The sequence below is a fragment of the Cellulomonas endophytica genome (assembly GCF_004123805.1).
In the GTDB taxonomy this organism is placed as follows: Bacteria; Actinomycetota; Actinomycetes; order Actinomycetales; family Cellulomonadaceae; genus Cellulomonas; species Cellulomonas endophytica.
The window spans coordinates 1-16842 of record NZ_RWJX01000077.1 but is presented as its reverse complement, the minus strand read 5'-3'; the positions used below and the strand labels follow the sequence as shown (position 1 = coordinate 16842).

The 16842-nt window shown below is 74.1% G+C and carries 15 protein-coding genes; 9 read left to right on the top strand and 6 right to left on the bottom strand.

Features of this window, described 5'->3' with window-relative positions; all coding sequences use genetic code 11:
• The 5 genes from EJA20_RS15720 to EJA20_RS15700 all read left to right on the top strand — a co-directional run.
• Positions 1-1175 (top strand): serine hydrolase domain-containing protein (locus EJA20_RS15720; protein WP_205687540.1); only part of this gene is annotated, 1175 nt, incomplete at its 5' end.
• 211 nt (positions 1176-1386) lie between these two features.
• Positions 1387-2544: a LacI family DNA-binding transcriptional regulator gene (locus tag EJA20_RS15715; RefSeq protein ID WP_240675558.1), complete on the top strand. Its 1158-nt coding sequence runs from the start codon at positions 1387-1389 to the stop codon at positions 2542-2544.
• Positions 2545-2612: 68 nt separating this feature from the next.
• Positions 2613-3989 carry an ABC transporter substrate-binding protein gene (locus EJA20_RS15710; RefSeq protein WP_129339482.1) on the top strand — a complete coding sequence of 459 codons (1377 nt, stop codon included), beginning with the start codon at positions 2613-2615 and terminating at the stop codon, positions 3987-3989.
• Positions 3990-4100: 111 nt separating this feature from the next.
• Positions 4101-5090, top strand: a complete 990-nt coding sequence (locus tag EJA20_RS15705; RefSeq protein ID WP_129339480.1) for a carbohydrate ABC transporter permease — start codon at positions 4101-4103, stop codon at positions 5088-5090.
• Positions 5087-6052, top strand: a complete 966-nt coding sequence (locus EJA20_RS15700) for a carbohydrate ABC transporter permease (RefSeq protein ID WP_129339477.1) — start codon at positions 5087-5089, stop codon at positions 6050-6052. Before EJA20_RS15705 ends, EJA20_RS15700 begins: the two co-directional genes overlap by 4 nt.
• 112 nt (positions 6053-6164) lie before the next feature.
• On the opposite strand, the gene EJA20_RS15695 is transcribed toward EJA20_RS15700, so the two are convergent.
• The 6 genes from EJA20_RS15695 to EJA20_RS15670 form a co-directional block, all read right to left on the bottom strand.
• A complete protein-coding gene (locus tag EJA20_RS15695; protein ID WP_129339475.1) occupies positions 6165-6359 on the bottom strand; it encodes a hypothetical protein in 195 nt (64 codons plus the stop codon).
• Between the two features lie 138 nt (positions 6360-6497).
• Positions 6498-7547, bottom strand: coding sequence for a LacI family DNA-binding transcriptional regulator (locus EJA20_RS15690; protein WP_129339473.1), 1050 nt, complete (start codon positions 7545-7547; stop codon positions 6498-6500).
• Between the two features lie 53 nt (positions 7548-7600).
• Positions 7601-9130, bottom strand: coding sequence for a GH1 family beta-glucosidase (locus EJA20_RS15685; RefSeq protein WP_129339471.1), 1530 nt, complete (start codon positions 9128-9130; stop codon positions 7601-7603).
• Entirely contained in the window at positions 9127-10038 is a 912-nt protein-coding gene (locus EJA20_RS15680; protein WP_129339468.1) for a carbohydrate ABC transporter permease, read from the bottom strand. The genes EJA20_RS15685 and EJA20_RS15680 overlap by 4 nt, the downstream gene beginning before the upstream one ends.
• Entirely contained in the window at positions 10035-11027 is a 993-nt protein-coding gene (locus EJA20_RS15675; RefSeq protein ID WP_129339466.1) for a carbohydrate ABC transporter permease, read from the bottom strand. The genes EJA20_RS15680 and EJA20_RS15675 overlap by 4 nt, the downstream gene beginning before the upstream one ends.
• Before the next feature lie 118 nt (positions 11028-11145).
• Positions 11146-12453 (bottom strand): ABC transporter substrate-binding protein, encoded by a 1308-nt coding sequence (locus EJA20_RS15670; RefSeq protein ID WP_240675557.1) that lies wholly within the window; start codon positions 12451-12453, stop codon positions 11146-11148.
• A 363-nt stretch (positions 12454-12816) separates the two neighbouring features.
• On the opposite strand from EJA20_RS15670, the gene EJA20_RS15665 reads away from it, so the two are divergent.
• From EJA20_RS15665 to EJA20_RS15650, 4 genes are all read left to right on the top strand, one after another.
• Complete coding sequence (locus EJA20_RS15665) at positions 12817-14286, top strand: purine-cytosine permease family protein (RefSeq protein WP_129339462.1); 1470 nt, start codon at positions 12817-12819, stop codon at positions 14284-14286.
• Between the two features lie 65 nt (positions 14287-14351).
• Positions 14352-15302, top strand: coding sequence for an ABC transporter ATP-binding protein (locus EJA20_RS15660; RefSeq protein WP_129339459.1), 951 nt, complete (start codon positions 14352-14354; stop codon positions 15300-15302).
• A complete protein-coding gene (locus tag EJA20_RS15655; protein WP_164984016.1) occupies positions 15299-16105 on the top strand; it encodes an ABC transporter permease subunit in 807 nt (268 codons plus the stop codon). Before EJA20_RS15660 ends, EJA20_RS15655 begins: the two co-directional genes overlap by 4 nt.
• 97 nt (positions 16106-16202) lie before the next feature.
• Positions 16203-16842: YdeI/OmpD-associated family protein (locus EJA20_RS15650; RefSeq protein ID WP_129339454.1), on the top strand; the 640-nt coding region annotated here is incomplete at its 3' end.

The following is a 16842-nucleotide window of genomic DNA, read 5'->3' as shown; positions in this document are numbered from 1 at the left end:
CCGCCCGGCAGGCCGCGCCCACCGGTCCCGCCGCGTCCGGCACCCCGGCCGCCCCTGCCGGCCCTGCCGGCCCTGCCGGCCCCGCCGGGCCCGCCGGGCCTGTCACGCCCGGCGCCGTGCTCGACGCCGCGCTCGAGGGGCTCGTCGCCGACGGCGCCGTCGGGGTCGTCGGCCGGGTGGAGACGCCCGCGCTGTCCTGGGCCGGCGCCGCGGGGACCCGGGAGCGCGGCGGCACCGCACCGGCACGCAGCCACGACGCCTTCCGCGTCGCGAGCAACACGAAGCCGATGGTCGCCACCCTCGTGATGCAGCAGGTCGAGCAGGGCACGTGGGCCCTCGGCACGACGGTCGACGACGTGCTGCCCGGCCTGCTCCCGGGGCACCCCGGCATCACCGTGGAGCACCTGCTGAGCCACACCTCCGGCATGCCCACCGGCACGGACGTGCTCCTCGCGGGCCGCATCAGCGACCCGACGAGCATCGCGGAGTTCCTCGCCGCGGCCGGCCAGGACTACACGGGCGCGGACCACGTGGCCGCGGCGCTGGCGACCCCGTGGACGGGCGCACCCGGCGAGCGGTTCGTCTACTCCAACGCCGGGTACGTCGTGCTCGGCATGATGCTCGAGCAGCAGACGGGCCGGGACCTGGACCGCCTGCTGCGCTCGGGCGTGACCTGGCCGGCGCGGATGCTCCGCACGGACCTCCCCGACGAGGCCCCGACGCCGGGGGCCTTCCTCTCGGAGTCCGGCTGGTTCGGGGAGGGGTACGGCGGCTGGATCCCGCTCACGGGCTTCGACCCGGACGTCTTCGGCGCGGCCGGGGCCGTGACGAGCACGACGAAGGACCTCGCCGCCTTCAGCTCGGCCCTGGTGACCGGACGCCTCGTGGCGCCGGGGACCGTCGCGGAGATGGTCCGGCCCCGCAGCACGGACGGGCTCGAGTACGGGCTCGGCGTCTACCGCCTGCCGGACCCGTGCGTGGCCCCCGGCGAGCCGCCGGCCTGGCTGTACGGCCACGACGGCGCCAGCTTCGGCACCCTGAGCTTCTCGGTGACCTCCGCCGACGGCGCACGGCAGGTCGCGTTCGGGGTGACGGGGCGCAACCTCACCGCCGACCCGGCGGCCCTGTACGACCTGAACGAGGCGCTCGTCCCGATGCTGCTCGCCACCTGCTGAGCCCGGCACCGGGCGGTGCACGCGACCCCGGCCGACGTCGGCCGGGGTCGGCGGCGTCCTCGTGGCGCTCGGTGACGGGACGGGTGTCCCGCGTTCGCTGGTCACGGAGCGGTCACAGCAAGGTCACAGGTCGGCGCCGGGCCCGCACGGGCGACCGGCGACCGGGACGACGCACCCGACGACGCCCTGGCACGGCCCACGGCGGGGGTGCATGATGCGCCGCATCATGGCCCACGGCATCGACGAGGTTGCCCGCGCCGCCGGCGTCTCCACGGCGACGGTCTCGCGCGCCCTCCGCGGGCTGCCGAACGTCTCCGACGCCACCCGGGCCCGGGTCCTCGCGGCGGCGACCGCGCTGGGCTACGTCCCCTCGCCCTCGGCCGCCAGCCTCGCCTCCGGGCGCACGCGCACCATCGGGCTGCTGACGCCCCGGGTGCAGCACTGGTTCTTCGCCAACGTCATCGAGGGGGCCGAGCGGGCGCTGCGGCGGCAGGGCTTCGACGCCCTGCTCTACACGTCGGCGGACGAGAGGCCGCGCCGGCGGGTCGACCCCGGCGTGCTGCGGCACCGGGTCGACGGCGTCCTCGTCGTCGGGCTCCCCCTCGAGGACGCGGAGGTCGCCACGCTCGTGGCGCTCGGCCGCCCGCTCGTCTTCGTCGGGACGGGGGCGCCCGGCCAGGTCGTGGTCCACATCGACGACCTCGCCACCGCGGTGGCCGCCACGGAGCACCTCGTCGGGCTCGGGCACCGCACGGTCGGGCTCGTCACGGGCGAGCCCGACGCCGCGCCGTGGTCGCCGCCCGCCCTCCGCACGGAGGGGTGGCGGCGGACGCTGCTCGCCGCGGGACTGGAGGCGGGCCCGGACCTCGTCGAGCACGGGCACTTCGAGGTGGCCGGCGCGCGGGCCGCGCTCGGCCGCCTGCTCGACCGCCGGCCCGACGTCACCGCCGTCCTCGCGGCCTCAGACGAGATGGCGATGGGGGTCGTGCTCGCCGCGCGGGACCTCGGCCGGCGCGTCCCGGAGGACCTGTCCGTGGTCGGCATCGACGGCCACGACCTCGGCGAGCTCGCCGGGCTGACGACGATGGCCCAGGACGCGCTCGGCCAGGGCGCGACGGCCGCCCGGATGCTCCTCGACCTCCTCGCGGGCACGTCCGTGCCGGCGGAGGTCGTCCACCCCACGCAGCTCGTCGTGCGGACCTCGACCGCACCACCGGCCCGGGTCGGTGGAGCCGCTGCTCCTGCCCCTGCGGCCCCGGCGGGCGGCTCCGTGCGCGGGGAGAGCGCCTTCCTGCATGGCAGCGCTCCCACTCGTGACGCAATCGTTACGCGGATCGCGCCGCGACCCGCTTGCGCTCCGGCCATGTAAGCGCTTGCATCGTCGCGACGTCCCGCACCGCTGAGGTGCGGGTCACACACGACGACGTGGAGGTCTGGATGTCCAGCACGCGCACCCGCCGCACCCGAGCGGCACTCGCCGGAGGCCTCGGGCTCGCCCTGGCCCTCTCGGCCTGCTCCGGAGGAGGCGACGAGGGCGGCGGCGACGGCGGTGGCGACGCGGCCGCCGACGTCGACTGCGCCGCCTACGAGGAGTACGGCGACCTGTCGGGCAAGACCGTCTCGGTCTACGCCTCGATCGTCGAGCCCGAGGCGAAGCAGCAGACGGACTCGTACATCCCCTTCGAGGAGTGCACGGGCGCGACGATCGAGTACGAGGGCTCCCGCGAGTTCGAGGCGCAGCTGCCCGTCCGGCTGCGCGCCGGCAACCCGCCGGACATCGCGTACATCCCGCAGCCGGGCTTCCTGAAGTCCATCGTCGCGGACTTCCCCGACTCCGTCGTGCCGGCGCCGGAGGGCGTCGTCGCCAACGCGAACGAGTACTACACCGAGGGCTGGGTCAACTACGGCACGGTCGACGGCACGCTCTACGCGACGCCGCTCGGCGCCAACGTGAAGTCCTTCGTCTGGTACTCCCCGTCGGCGTTCGAGAGCGCCGGCTACGAGATCCCGACGACGTGGGACGACCTCATCTCCCTGTCCGAGCAGATCGTCGAGGACGGCGGCATCCCGTGGTGCGCCGGCATCGGCTCGGGCGAGGCCACGGGCTGGCCGGCCACGGACTTCCTCGAGGACGTCGTGCTCCGCACCGCCGGCCCCGAGGTCTACGACCAGTGGGTCAACCACGAGATCCCCTTCGACGACCCGCAGATCGTCGAGGCGCTGGGCACGGCGGGCGAGATCCTCAAGAACCCGGAGTTCGTCAACGGCGGCCTGGGTGACGTCACCTCGATCGCCTCGACGGAGTGGGTCGACGCCGGTCTGCCCATCCTCGACGGCACCTGCTGGATGCACCGCGCGGCGAACTTCTACCAGGCCAACTGGGGCGAGGGCGTGACGGTGGCCGAGGACGGCGACGTCTTCGCCTTCTACCTGCCGGGCGAGTCCGAGGACGACAAGCCCCTGCTCGGCGGTGGCGAGTTCGTCACGGCGTTCGCCGACCGTCCCGAGGTCGCGGCCTTCCACGCCTACCTCTCGAGCCCGGAGTGGGCGAACGCCAAGGCCGAGGTCACGGGCCAGGGCTGGATCTCCGCGAACAGCGGCCTGGACCCCGAGCTCCTGCAGTCGCCGATCGACCAGCTCTCCTTCGACCTGCTGACCGACGAGAGCTACACGTTCCGCTTCGACGGCTCCGACCAGATGCCGGGTGCGGTCGGCACCGGCGCCTTCTGGACCGAGCTGACGGCGTGGATCGCGAACGACAAGGCCGACGACCAGGTCCTGGCGGACATCGAGGCCGCCTGGCCCGCCTCCTGACGGCACGCGCCCCCGCGGGACCCCACCGGTCCCGCGGGGGCGCTCGTCGTCCCCGGCGCGGCCCCCGCGTCCGCCGCGACCCCACCTCGCACCCTCATCGGAGAGGACCCCATGGACTGGTTGGTGAACGCCGACACCACGGCGGAGAAGCTCGTCCTCATGCTCGTCGCGATCGGGCTGTTCGTCCTCGTGATGGCCGTCATCCTGCTCGGCGTCGACCGCGTGAAGCGGGTGCCGCAGTGGGTCGTCGTCGTCGCGTTCGTCGGGCCCGCGATGGCCGCCATCGCGTTCGGCCTCGTCTACCCCGGCCTGCGCACCATCCGCGACTCCTTCTACGACCGCACGAGCAGCAACCCCGTCGGCCTGGACAACTACGTCGCCGCCTTCACGCAGGACGCGTTCCAGGTCGTCCTGCGCAACACCCTGCTCTGGGTGGTCCTCGTGCCGCTCCTGGCCACCTTCGTCGGCCTCGTCTACGCGGTGCTCGTCGACCGGACCCGGTTCGAGCAGTTCGCGAAGACCCTCGTCTTCCTCCCCATGGCCATCTCCATGGTCGGCGCGGGCATCATCTGGAAGTTCGTGTACGAGTACCGCCCGGACCAGCAGGGCGTCGCGCAGATCGGCCTGCTCAACCAGCTGCTGGTCTGGCTCGGGATCGAGCCGCAGCAGTTCCTGCTGAACCAGCCCTTCAACAACTTCTTCCTCATCGCCGTGATGATCTGGATCCAGGCCGGCTTCGCGATGACGGTGCTGTCGGCCGCGATCAAGGCCATCCCCGACGACATCATCGAGGCCGCGCGCCTCGACGGGCTGCACGGCGTCGGCATGTTCCGGTACATCACCGTGCCGAGCATCCGGCCCGCGCTCGTCGTCGTCGTCACGACGATCGCCATGGGCACCCTGAAGGTCTTCGACATCGTCCGGACGATGACGGGCGGCAACTTCGGCACCTCCGTCGTGGCGAACGAGTTCTACAACCAGAGCTTCCGCATCTCGAACCTCGGGCTCGGCGCCGCGCTCGCGGTCATCCTCTTCGTGCTCGTGATCCCGCTCATCGTCTACAACGTCCGCCAGCTGCGACTCTCCGAGGACATCCGATGACGACGACACCGCTGCCGCCGCAGTCCTTCGTGACGCCCGAGGCCGGCGAGGCCGGCGGCGGGAAGGCCCCGGGCCTGGGGGGCAGGAAGCTGTCCCGTGCGGAGAAGCGCGCCATCGCCGCCGCCGGGCGGCTCAGCTCCCCGTGGGCCTCCGGCATCGCGATCATCCTCGCGGTCCTGTGGACCATCCCCACCTTCGGCCTGCTGGTCACCTCGTTCCGGCCCCAGCAGGAGATCCGGGGCTCGGGCTGGTGGACCTTCCCGACGAACCCCGCGGTGACCCTGGAGAACTACACCCAGGCGCTGTTCGGGTCCTCCACGGGCTTCGCGACGTACTTCGTCAACTCCGTCGTCATCACCCTGCCCGCGGTGGTCATCCCGATCTCCCTCGCGCTGCTCGCCGCCTACGCCTTCGCGTGGATCGAGTTCCGGGGCCGCGACATCCTCTTCGTCGCCGTCTTCGCCCTCCAGGTCGTGCCGATCCAGGTCACGCTCATCCCGCTGCTGAGCCGGTACGTCGACTGGGGCCTGGCCGGGTCCTTCTGGACGGTGTGGCTCTCGCACTCGATGTTCGCGCTGCCCCTGGCGATCTTCCTGCTGCACAACTTCATGAAGGACGTGCCGCCCTCGCTGGTCGAGGCCGCCCGCATGGACGGCGCCGGCCACGTGAAGATCTTCTTCCAGGTGCTGCTCCCGCTCCTCACCCCGGCGATCGCCTCCTTCGCGATCTTCCAGTTCCTCTGGGTGTGGAACGACCTGCTCGTCTCGCTCACCTTCGCCGGCGGCAGCACGGACGTCGCGCCGCTGACCGTGCGCGTCGCCGAGCTCGCCGGCTCGCGCGGCTCGCAGTGGCACCTGCTCTCCGCGGGCGCGTTCATCTCGATGGTCGTGCCGCTCATCGTGTTCCTGTCGCTCCAGCGGTTCTTCGTCCGCGGCCTCCTCGCGGGGTCCGTCAAGGGCTGACCGCCGACGACGACGCAGGGCCCCCGCACGCCAGGCGTGCGGGGGCCCTGCTGCGTCGGAGGCCGGGCGGCCGCGGGTCCCCGTGGACCCCCGTCGACCGCCGCCGGCGCCCTCAGGGAGCGAGGTAGCTCACGTGGCCGTCGTGCACCGCGCCGGGACCGGGCTCCTCGCGGACCTCGCCGGCGCGCGGCGTGCCCTCGGCCTCGGGCTCGCCCTCGGCCCCCTCCGTCGCCTTCGCCGTGGCGTGCGACGGCTCGGCGGCCGACATCGTGCTGCCGTGGACGGTCTCCTCGTCGGGTCCGGTCACTGGTGCCTCCCCACCGGCCGCCGGGCCCCGGGGGCCGGGGCGGTGTCGGACGGGCCGTCGTCCCGACGCTAGCCCCGGCGCCGCCGCACCCGCGCGACGAGACGCCCCGACCCCTCGGGCCGGCGCTCAGGGCGGCCGTCAGGCGGAGTCGCGGACCACGAGCTCGGGGGCGAAGATCACCGGCTCCTCGTCGTGCACGCCGCGTGCGATCTGGGCCAGCAGGAGCTCCCCCGCCGTGCGCGCCATCGCGACGGCCGGGTTCGACAGGGTGGTGAGCGCGGGCGTCACCGCGGTGGCCACCGACAGGTCGTCGTAGCCGACGACCGCCACGTCCTGCGGCACCCGCCGGCCGCGCTCGGCCAGGACCGTCAGCGCCGCCGCGGCCATCGTGTCGGAGGCGACGAAGAGCCCGTCGACGTCCGGGGCGCGGTCGAGCAGCCGCGCGGTGGCGGCGGCGGCCCCCTGGGGCGTGAAGTCCGCGATCTCGACCAGGTCGTCGGCCACGCCGCCGGCGGCCAGGCCCTCGCGCCAGCCCCGCAGCCGGTCGACTCCGGCCGTCATGTCCGCGGGGCCGGCGATCGTCGCCAGGCGCCGGCGGCCGGACGCGCGCAGGTGCTCGGCGGCCATCCGCCCGCCCCGCACGTTGTCCACGTCGACGTAGCGCAGGCCGACGGTCGTCGACCAGGGCCGGCCGATGAAGACCGCGGGCAGGCCGGCACGGGCGACGCTGGCGTCGAGCTCGTCGGAGCTGTGGTGCGAGACGACGACCACCCCGTCGACGTGCCCGTTGCGCAGGTACCGCGCGGCGCGGTGCCGGTCCCCCTCCGCGTGCGCGATGACGAGCACGAGCTGCACGTCGGACGGCTCGAGCGCCGCCGTGAGCCCGCGCAGCGCCGCCGCGAAGAACGGGTCGGACAGCACCCGCTCGTCGGGCTCGGGGATGACGAGGGCGACGGAGTCCGTGCGCCGCGTCACGAGGGACCGCGCCGCGCGGTTGGGCGCGTACCCCAGCGTGGCGACGGCCCCGTCGACGGCTGCCTGCGCCTCCGGGCTGACCTTGAGGCCGCCGTTGATCGCGCGGGAGGCCGTCGAGCGCGAGACGCCGGCGAGCTCGGCGACCTCCTCCAGCGTGGGCAGGTGGGCACGGACCCGCAGGGTCGTGCCGGCTCCCGTCGGTGACGCCGTCATGTCGCTCCTCGCCGGTGGCTGGGCCAGGACGTCCGGGGACGTCAGGCCCGCCATCAGTCCCCGGACCGCGAGGGTACTGCGTCGGCGCGGGCGACCTGCGCGTACCAGCGCCCGCTGGACTTCACCGTGCGGACCTGGGTGTCGTAGTCGACCCGGACGAGCCCGAACCGCTTGTGGTAGCCCCAGGCCCACTCGTAGTTGTCGAGCAGCGACCACGCGAAGTAGCCGCGCACGTCGGCGCCGTCCTCGACGGCCGCGTGGACCGCGCGCAGGTGCCCGTCGAAGAAGTCGAGGCGGTCCGTGTCCTGCACGGAGCCGTCCGCCTCAGGCACGTCGTCGAAGGCGCAGCCGTTCTCCGTCACGTAGAGCGCCACGCCGGCGGGGCCGGTGTAGTCCTCGTGCAGCCGGACGAGGAGGCGGTGCAGCCCCTCGGGCTGGATCTCCCAGTCCATGTCCGTCACGGGCAGCCCGCGGGGCACGGAGTGCGCCCCCGCCGCCGCCACGTACGGGCTCGAGACGGCCCGGCCCACCGGGGCGTCGGACTGCAGCGTCCGCTCCGGTGCCCGGTGGCTGATCGCCTCGCCGTGGTAGTAGTTCACGCCGAGCACGTCGATCGGCGTGGCGATCGTCGCCAGGTCGCCGTCGGCCACCCGGTCGAGGAGCGCGTCCCGCAGGCCGGCGCCCGCGAGGTCGTCGAGGACGTCCTCCGGGTAGCCGCGCCCCAGCAGCGGGTCGAGGAAGATCCGGTTGAACTGCCCGTCGACCACGCGCGCGGCGTCCACGTCGCGCGGGTCCGCCGGGTCGAGCGGGTCCGGCACCGTGAAGTTCAGCGTGATGCCGAGCGAGAGGTCCGGGTCGGCCTCGCGCAGGGCCTGCACGGCCAGGCCGTGGCCCAGGAGCAGGTGGTGGGCGGCGGCGAGCGCGGCCTCCGGCTCCTGCCGGCCCGGCGCGTGGACGCCCGCCGCGTAGCCGAGGAACGCGGCGCACCACGGCTCGTTGAGCGTCGTCCAGTGGGTGACGCGGTCGCCGAGGGCCGCGTGGACGTCCAGCGCGTACTCCGCGAAGCGCTCCGCGGTGTCGCGCGAGGCCCAGCCGCCCCGCTCCTCGAGGGCCTGCGGCAGGTCCCAGTGGTACAGCGTCAGCCAGGGCGTGATGCCGTGGCCGAGCAGCTCGTCGACGAGGCGCTGGTAGAAGTCCAGCCCGGCGCGGTTGACCGGCCCGCCGTCGGGGCGCACGCGCGCCCAGGAGGTGGAGAACCGGTACGACCCGAGCCCCAGCTCGGCCATGAGGGCCACGTCGTCGCGGTACCGGTGGTAGTGGTCGCAGGCGACCTCGCCGTCGTGGCCGTCGAGGACGGCGCCCGGGACCCGGGCGAACGCGTCCCACACGGAGTCGCGGCGACCGTCCTCGTGGGCGGCGCCCTCGATCTGGTAGGCGGCCGTCGCGGCGCCCCACAGGAAGGTCGGGGGGAAGCGCAGCTCGTCGGTGCTGCGCGGCTGCGGCCCCGTCAGGGGGGCACCGGTGAAGGGGGCGGTGCGCCGCGGCGCACCCAGGACCCGGGGTGCGGGCTCGGTGGTGGTCATCCCTTGACGGCTCCTTGCATGATGCCGGAGACGAGCTGCCTGCCGGCGACGGCGAACACGACGACCAGCGGCGCGGTGGCCGCCAGCACTCCCGCCATGATGAGGGAGTAGTCCTTGAAGTACGACGCCTGGAGCAGCTGGACCGCCACGGGCAGCGTCGGGTTCGTCGAGCCGAGCACGATGAACGGCCAGAAGAAGTTCGTCCACGACCCGACGAAGGTGAAGAGGGCCAGCATGGCGGCCGCCGGCCGTGCGGCGGGCATCGCCACGTGCCAGAAGGTCCGGATCATGGAGCAGCCGTCGACGCGCGCCGCCTCCACGAGCTCGTACGGCAGCGCCTCCTCGAGGTACTGCGTCATCCAGAAGACGCCGAAGGCCGTGACCATGCCGGGCACGATGACCGCCTGGAGCTGTCCCACCCAGTCGAGCTTCGCCATGACGATGAACAGCGGCACGATCCCGAGCTGGCTCGGCACGGCCATCGTCGCGATGACGAAGACGAGGAGCGGGCCACGGCCCCGGAAGCGCAGCTTGGCGAAGGAGAAGCCGGCCAGCGTCGAGAACGCGACGACGGACAGCGCGGTGACGCCCGAGATGACGAGGCTGTTGCCCAGCGCCTCCCAGAACCGGATGTCCGACCCGAGGACGCGCCCGATGTTCGCGAACAGCTGCGTGTCCGGGATGAGCGACGGGATGGGGTTGCGGGCGATGGTGCCCGCGTCCGTCGAGGCCAGCAGGAAGGCGTAGTACAGCGGCGCGACCGACAGCAGCAGCACGAGGCCGAGCACCACGTAGGTGACGACGCCGGGGCGGCGGTTGGCGACCCCGGGGTGGACGCGGCGGCGGCGGGCGGCCGCACGGGCCGCGCCTGCGCCGGCGGTCTGGGCGATCATCGGGACCGAGGTCATCGCCGGCCTCCCTTGGACGGGCCGGTCGAGGAGATCCGGCGGCTGAGGGCGAAGTTCACGACGCCGATGGCGACGATGATGAGGAACAGGATCCAGGCGACCGCGGCCGCGCGGCCGAAGCTCTTCTGCGCGCCCCAGCCCAGCTCGTAGAGGTACATCGTCACGGTCATCCACTGGCGGTCCGCGCCGCCGAGGCCGAACTGGTCGAACATCCGCGGCTCGTCGAAGATCTGGAGCCCGCCGATGGTCGCGGTGATGACGATGAAGATGATCGTCGGCCGGAGCATCGGGACCGTGACGGAGAAGAACTGCCGCACGCGGCTGGCGCCGTCGATCACCGCGGCCTCGTAGAGGTCGCGCGGGATGGCCTGCATCGCGGCGAGGAAGATGAGGGCGTTGTAGCCCGTCCAGCGGAAGTTCACCATCGAGGAGATGGCGACGTGGCTGGCCAGCGTGTCGGCGTGCCAGCGCACGGGGTCGACCCCGACGAGGCCGAGCATCTCGTTGATGACGCCCGCGCCGTCGGCGAACACCTTGGAGAAGATGAGGGAGACAGCGACGGGGGCGACGACGTAGGGCAGGAGCACGCCCATCCGCCAGAACGTCCGGGCCCGCAGGTTCGCGTCGAGGACCGCGGCGATGAGGATCGCGGCGATGACCTGCGGCACCGAGGACAGCAGGAAGATGCTGAAGGTGTTGCGCAGCGCGGTGAGGAACCGGGGCTGCTGGACCACGTCGACGTAGTTCTGGATCCCGACGAAGTCGCCCTGCCCGCCGAGGAGGTGCCAGTCGTGCACCGAGACCCAGGCGGTGTAGGCCAGCGGGAAGAGGCCGACGACGGCGAAGAGCAGGAAGAACGGGGAGATGTAGAGGTACGGGGAGAGCTTGACGTCCAGACGCCCGAGCGTCTGGCTGAACCCCACGCGCCGCGGGACGCGCTCGGGCTCGCGCACCGGGGTGCGCGGCGGTTCGACGGTGGTCGCAGCCATGGCGACGGTCCTCTCGAGGGACGGACGACGGACAGGGGCACCGGTGCCGCGCGCACGAGGGGCGCGGCACCCGGACGGGGCCGGCCCCGGGTCGTCGGACCCGTGGCCGGCCGGCCGGTCAGCTCAGGCCGAGCTCGGAGTACGCCTGGAGCGACTTCTCCCAGGAGCTGTCGATGTCGTCCGTGCGGGCGACGTCCACACGGGTCATGCCGTCGACGATCGTCTGGTGGATCGGGAACCACGCGGCACCCTTGAACGGCGTCACGTCGATCGCGGCGGCACGGTTGACGAGGATCTCGCCCCACGGCGCGTCGTTGAAGAACTCGTGCGTCGAGGCCAGCAGCTCCTCGTCGTCCTGCGCGTCGACCTGGCTCGGGAACGTGCCCTTGGAGAGGAACGCCTTCACCTGCTGCTCGGGGGCCGTCAGCCACTTCGCGAGGGCCTTGGCCGCCTCGATGTTCTCGCCCTGCTCGGGCACGGTGAGGTACGAGCCGCCCCAGTTGCCGCCGCCGCCGGGGAAGACGTCCGCGACGTCCCAGCCCTCGACGCCCTCGGCGTTGCCCGCGATGATGCCGAGCATCCAGCCCGGGCAGAGCATGGTGGCGAAGCCGTCGCTCTGGAAGGCCTCGCGCCAGTCCGGCTGCCACTGCTGGAAGTGCGCCGACAGGTCGTCCGTCGTCGAGGCGGTCAGGACCGTCTCGAACAGCTCCTTGACCTGCTCGTTCTCCTCGAGCGGGATGGGCTCACCCGTCTCGGGGTCCTCGTACGCGGACTCGAGCTGGTTCACCATGCCCTGGTACGTGGCGGCGGCCGAGTCGTACCAGGGGATCCCGGTCGCGTCGTGGAACTGCTTCCCGACCTCGAAGTAGCGGTCCCAGTCGCCCTCGAGGAGCGTGGCCACCTCGGCACGGTCGGTCGGGAGGCCCGCCTTCGCGAAGAGGTCGGAGCGGTAGCAGACGGCCTCGGGCCCGGTGTCCGTGCCGTAGGCGAAGAGCGTGCCGTCCTCGGAGCGGGCCGGGGCCTCCTTCCAGTCGAACCAGCGGCCCTCGACCTCGGGGTCCTCCAGGTCGACGAAGCGGTCGGCGTACTGGCGAAGCTCGGGCAGCCAGTCCATCTCGACCGCCTCGATGTCGGACAGGCCGGAGCCCGCCGCGAGGCGCGTGTTGAGGTTGTCGCGCGCCTCGTCGCTCGTCGCCGCCCGCTTGTGCTCGATGGTGACGTTCGGGTTGAGGCTCTCGTACTCCTCGAGCAGCTCGTCGTAGCCGAACTCGTTGAAGGTCGCGACCGTCAGCGTGACGTCGCCGCCCTCCGCGGTCCCGCCGCTGCTGTCGCCGTCACCGGCGTCGCCGCTCCCGCACGCCGCCAGGCCGAGCGCGAGGCTCGCGGTCCCGGCGACGACTGCCCACGTCCTGCTGTTCGTCCGCACTGTGACTCCCTCGTCCGTGCCGGCCACCCTGCCGGCTCCTGGTGCTGCCTGTAGGAGCGCTTCCACTTGTCGTAGGAGCGTTCCCATGCGTGGCAGATCGTGGGGGCCCGGGACACCCGTGTCAACGGTCGTCACCGGACGACGCAGGTCGAGCCGCGCCCTGGTAAGGGTGTTCCCGCAGGCCAGCGCGTCGAGGGCTCCGGCAGGCCGTGACCGGATCGTAATGGAACCGCTCCCACCACCGACCGTGCGGTCGGTTTTTACGCACCGGAACGACCGGACGCGCACCGCTCGGGCCACCGGCGCGACGTTGCCCCGCCGGGTGGGCCGCCCTACGGTCGACCCGTCGCGAGGAGGACGTCCATGAGCACACCCGTCGGGCCGCAGACCGGCACGCCGCTGCAGGTCGAGACGCACGGCATCGACGTGATCGCCGACGCCGACCGCAAGGGGCGCCCGCGCGACCTCTTCTGGCCCTGGTTCGCCGCCAACGTCTCCGTCCTCGGGCTCTCCTACGGCGCCTGGCTGCTCGACTTCGGCATCTCGGTCGCGCAGGCGAGCATCGCCGCGGTGGTGGGGATCGTGTTCTCGTTCGCGCTCTGCGGGTTCATCTCGCTCGCGGGCAAACGGGGGTCGGCCCCGACCATGGTGCTGAGCCGCGCCGCCCTCGGCGTCCGGGGCAACCGCGTCGCCTCCGGCCTGTCGTGGCTGCTCACCGTCGGCTGGGAGACCGTGCTGGTGTCCCTGGCCACGCTCGCGACGGCCACGGTGCTCGACCGCCTCGGCGTCGGCGGCGGCACGGGGACGAAGGTCGTCGCGCTGCTCGTCGTCGCGGCGCTCGTCGTGGCGGGGGGCGTCTTCGGCTTCGACCTCATCATGCGGCTGCAGACCGTCATCACCGTGGTGACCGCCGTCCTCACCGTCGGCTACGTCCTGCTCGTGCTCGACTCCGTGGACCTCGGCGCCGTCGCCGCCGTGCCCGCGGGCTCGGGGCAGGCCTTCGTCGGAGGGCTCGTCTTCATGATGACGGGCTTCGGCCTCGGCTGGGTGAACATGGCGGCGGACTACTCGCGCTACCTGCCGCGCCACTCGTCCGGGACCGGCGTCGTCGCGTGGACGACCGTCGGCGCGTCCCTGGCGCCGCTCGCCCTCGTCCTGTTCGGGCTGCTCCTCGCCGGGTCCGACGAGGGGCTGCGGTCCGGCATCTCCTCCGACCCCATCGGCGCCCTCGCGGCGGTCCTGCCGACCTGGTACCTCTTGCCGTTCGTGCTGGTGGCGGTCCTGGGGCTCGTCGGCGGCGCGGTGCTCGACCTGTACTCCTCGGGCCTGGCGCTCGTCGCCACCGGGCTGCCCGTGCGCCGCCCCGTCGCCGCCGGCATCGACGGCGTCGTCATGGTCCTCGGGACGGTCTACATCGTCTTCGGCGGCGGCGACTTCTTCGGCATCTTCCAGGGCTTCCTCATCACCCTCGGCGTCCCGGTCGCCGCCTGGTGCGGGATCATGCTGGCCGACGTCCTGCTGCGCCGGCGCCCCTACGACGAGGCCGACCTCTACCGCCCGGGGGGCCGCTACGGCGACGTGCCGCCCGTGCCGATGGCGCTCCTCGTCGTCGGGTCGCTCGTCGGCTGGGGCCTCGTGACCAACGGCTACGCGGGCTGGCTGCAGTGGCAGGGGTACCTCCTCGGGCCCCTCGGCGGCCGGGAGGGCGCGTGGGCCTACGCCAACCTCGGCGTCCTCGTCGCGCTGCTCGTCGGCTTCCTCGGGACCCTGCTGCTGCGCGCGTCGGCGGTGCGGCGCCAGGAAGCCGTGGCGCCCGTCGACGCGACCCGCTGAGAGCCGCCCGCGAGCGGGACCGGGGGCCCCTCCCGCCGGCGCGTCCGGCGTCCTAGCGTGGGGGCATGGACGCCGCCGTCCGCGTGCGCGGGCTGGTCAAGGACTACGGGCGCACCCGCGCGCTGCACGGGCTGGACCTCGACGTCCGCCGCGGCGAGGTGCTCGGCCTCCTGGGCCCGAACGGCGCGGGCAAGTCGACCACGCTGCGGGTCCTGCTGGACCTCCTGCGTCCCACCGCCGGCTCCGTCGAGGTGCTCGGGCGCTCCCCGCAGGAGGGCGGCGCCGCCCTGCGCGCCCGCATCGGCTACCTGCCCGGCGAGCTGGCGCTCCCGCCGCGCGTGACGGCGGGGCGCCACCTCGGGCACCTGGCCGCCCTGCGCGGCGACGGCACCGCCGCCCGCGTGCCCGCCCTCGCCGAACGCTTCGGCCTCGACCTGCGCCGCCCCCTCGGCACGCTGTCCAAGGGCAACCGCCAGAAGGTCGGGATCGTCCAGGCGTTCGCGCCGGCCCCCGAGCTGCTCGTGCTCGACGAGCCGACGAGCGGCCTCGACCCCCTCCTCCAGCGCGAGCTGCGGCTGCTCGTCGGCGAGGCGCGCGACGCCGGCGCCACCGTGCTGCTGTCCTCGCACGCCCTCGACGAGGTCGAGGAGGTGGCCGGGCGGGTGGCGATGGTGCGGGCCGGGCTCGTCGTGGACGTCGACGCCGTCGGGGCGCTGCGGGCCCGGGCCGGGCAGCACGTCCGCCTCGAGTTCGCCGCGCCCGTGGACCGCGCGGCGTTCGCCGGCCTGCCCGGGGTGGAGGAGGTCGTCGTCGAGGGGGCCGTCCTCACCTGCCTGCTGCGCGGGACGCCCGACGCGCTCCTGCGGGCCGCCGCCCCGCGCACGGTGGTGCGGTGGTCGGCGCAGGACCGCGAGCTGGAGGAGCTCTTCCTCGACCTGTACCGGGGCCGTGCCACGCCGGCCGGGACGCCCCCGGCGGCGGCGGTCGGGGGGCCGCCGGCGGGGGTGCGGCCGTGACCGCGCCGGCCGGCACGGTGCTGGGGGGCGAGCTCGCCGCCCGTCGTCGGACGCTCGCCCTCTGGTGCCTGTCCCTCGCCGCGGTCACCGTCCTCTACACCTCGTTCTACCCCTCGGTGGGCGGGTCGAAGGCGGACGCGCTGCTGGCGAACCTCCCGGCCGACGTCGTGACCGCGCTCGGCTTCGACGACCTCGGGACGGCGGCCGGGTACGTCTCGTCGACCGTGTTCTCGCTGCTCGGGGCGGTCCTCACGCTCGTGTGCACGATCGGGCTGGGCGCCGGGCTCGTCGCCGGGGCGGAGGAGGACGGCACGCTCGAGCTCGAGCTCGCGGCGCCCGTGTCCCGCAGCCGCGTCTACCTCGAGCGGCTGGCCCTGCTGTGGCTCGCGGCGGCGGCGCTCGCGACGACCGTCGTGGTCGTCCTCGGCGTGCTCGCGCTCGCGCTCGACCTGGACCTCACGCCCGGGCGTCTCGCCGCCGCGGGCCTGGCGCTGGCGCTGTTCGGCGGCGCGCTGGGCACCGTCGCGCTGGGACTCGGTGCGGCGACGGGCCGGCGGGCGGTCGCGCTCGCCGGGGGCGCGGCCCTCGCCGTCCTGGGCTACGTGCTGGCCTACGTCGGGCCCCTCGTCGACGGCGCGGGATGGGTCCGCCACCTGTCGCCCTACGACTGGTACATCGGCGCGGAGCCCCTCGCGACCGGCGTCGACGAGCGCGGCGGTGCGCTGCTGGTGGCGCTGGCCGTCCTCGCCGGGGCGCTCGGGCTCGTCGTCTTCCGCCGTCGCGACCTGCTCGCCCAGCGCTAGCCGTGGCGCCCGCGCCGGGCCGTCCCGCGCCGGGCCGTCCCGCGCCGGGGACGGGCCGGGTCTTGTGGCCGTGCCGCCGACCTGCTCGACTGCCCGGGTGGCCGACCTCCCCGAGCTCCTGCTCCCCGACGTCGCGGCGTGGCACGCGTGGCTCGTCGCGCACGAGGGGACGCACGGGGGCGTGTGGCTCGTGCTCGCGAAGAAGGGGGTCACGGAGCCGACGTCCCTGACCTACGCGCAGGCGCTCGACGAGGCTCTGTGCGGCGGCTGGATCGACGGGCAGCTGCAGCGGGTGGACGACCGCACGCACCGGCAGCGCTTCACGCCGCGACGGCCGCGCAGCCTCTGGTCCGCGCGCAACGTCGGGTACGTCGCCCGGCTCACCGCGGAGGGCCGGATGCGGCCGCGGGGGCTGGCGGAGGTCGCCGCCGCGCAGGCCGACGGGCGGTGGGAGGTGGCGTACGCCGGCCCGCGCACCGCACAGGTCCCGCCCGAGCTCGCCGTGGCGCTGGCCTCCAGCCCCGCCGCCACCGCGGCCTTCGCCGCGCTGTCCGGGCAGGACCGGTACTCCGTGATCTGGCGGGTCGGCACCCTGCGCACGGCCGCCGGCCGGGAGCGGGCCGCCGCCCGCCACGTCGCCGCCATGGAGCGCGACGGCGCCCCGCACCGGCCGCCCGCCGAGGCGGTCGCGGCCGCGGCGGCGGCGGGGGGCGTCGGCCCGGTCGGTCCCCGCCGCA

Coding starts and splice junctions, on each gene's coding strand:
- EJA20_RS15715 (WP_240675558.1), top strand. CDS start 1,387: ATGATGCGCCGCATCATGGCCCACGGCATCGACGAGGTTGCCCGCGCC.
- EJA20_RS15710 (WP_129339482.1), top strand. CDS start 2,613: ATGTCCAGCACGCGCACCCGCCGCACCCGAGCGGCACTCGCCGGAGGC.
- EJA20_RS15705 (WP_129339480.1), top strand. CDS start 4,101: ATGGACTGGTTGGTGAACGCCGACACCACGGCGGAGAAGCTCGTCCTC.
- EJA20_RS15700 (WP_129339477.1), top strand. CDS start 5,087: ATGACGACGACACCGCTGCCGCCGCAGTCCTTCGTGACGCCCGAGGCC.
- EJA20_RS15690 (WP_129339473.1), bottom strand. CDS start 7,547: ATGACGGCGTCACCGACGGGAGCCGGCACGACCCTGCGGGTCCGTGCC.
- EJA20_RS15685 (WP_129339471.1), bottom strand. CDS start 9,130: ATGACCACCACCGAGCCCGCACCCCGGGTCCTGGGTGCGCCGCGGCGC.
- EJA20_RS15680 (WP_129339468.1), bottom strand. CDS start 10,038: ATGACCTCGGTCCCGATGATCGCCCAGACCGCCGGCGCAGGCGCGGCC.
- EJA20_RS15675 (WP_129339466.1), bottom strand. CDS start 11,027: ATGGCTGCGACCACCGTCGAACCGCCGCGCACCCCGGTGCGCGAGCCC.
- EJA20_RS15665 (WP_129339462.1), top strand. CDS start 12,817: ATGAGCACACCCGTCGGGCCGCAGACCGGCACGCCGCTGCAGGTCGAG.
- EJA20_RS15660 (WP_129339459.1), top strand. CDS start 14,352: ATGGACGCCGCCGTCCGCGTGCGCGGGCTGGTCAAGGACTACGGGCGC.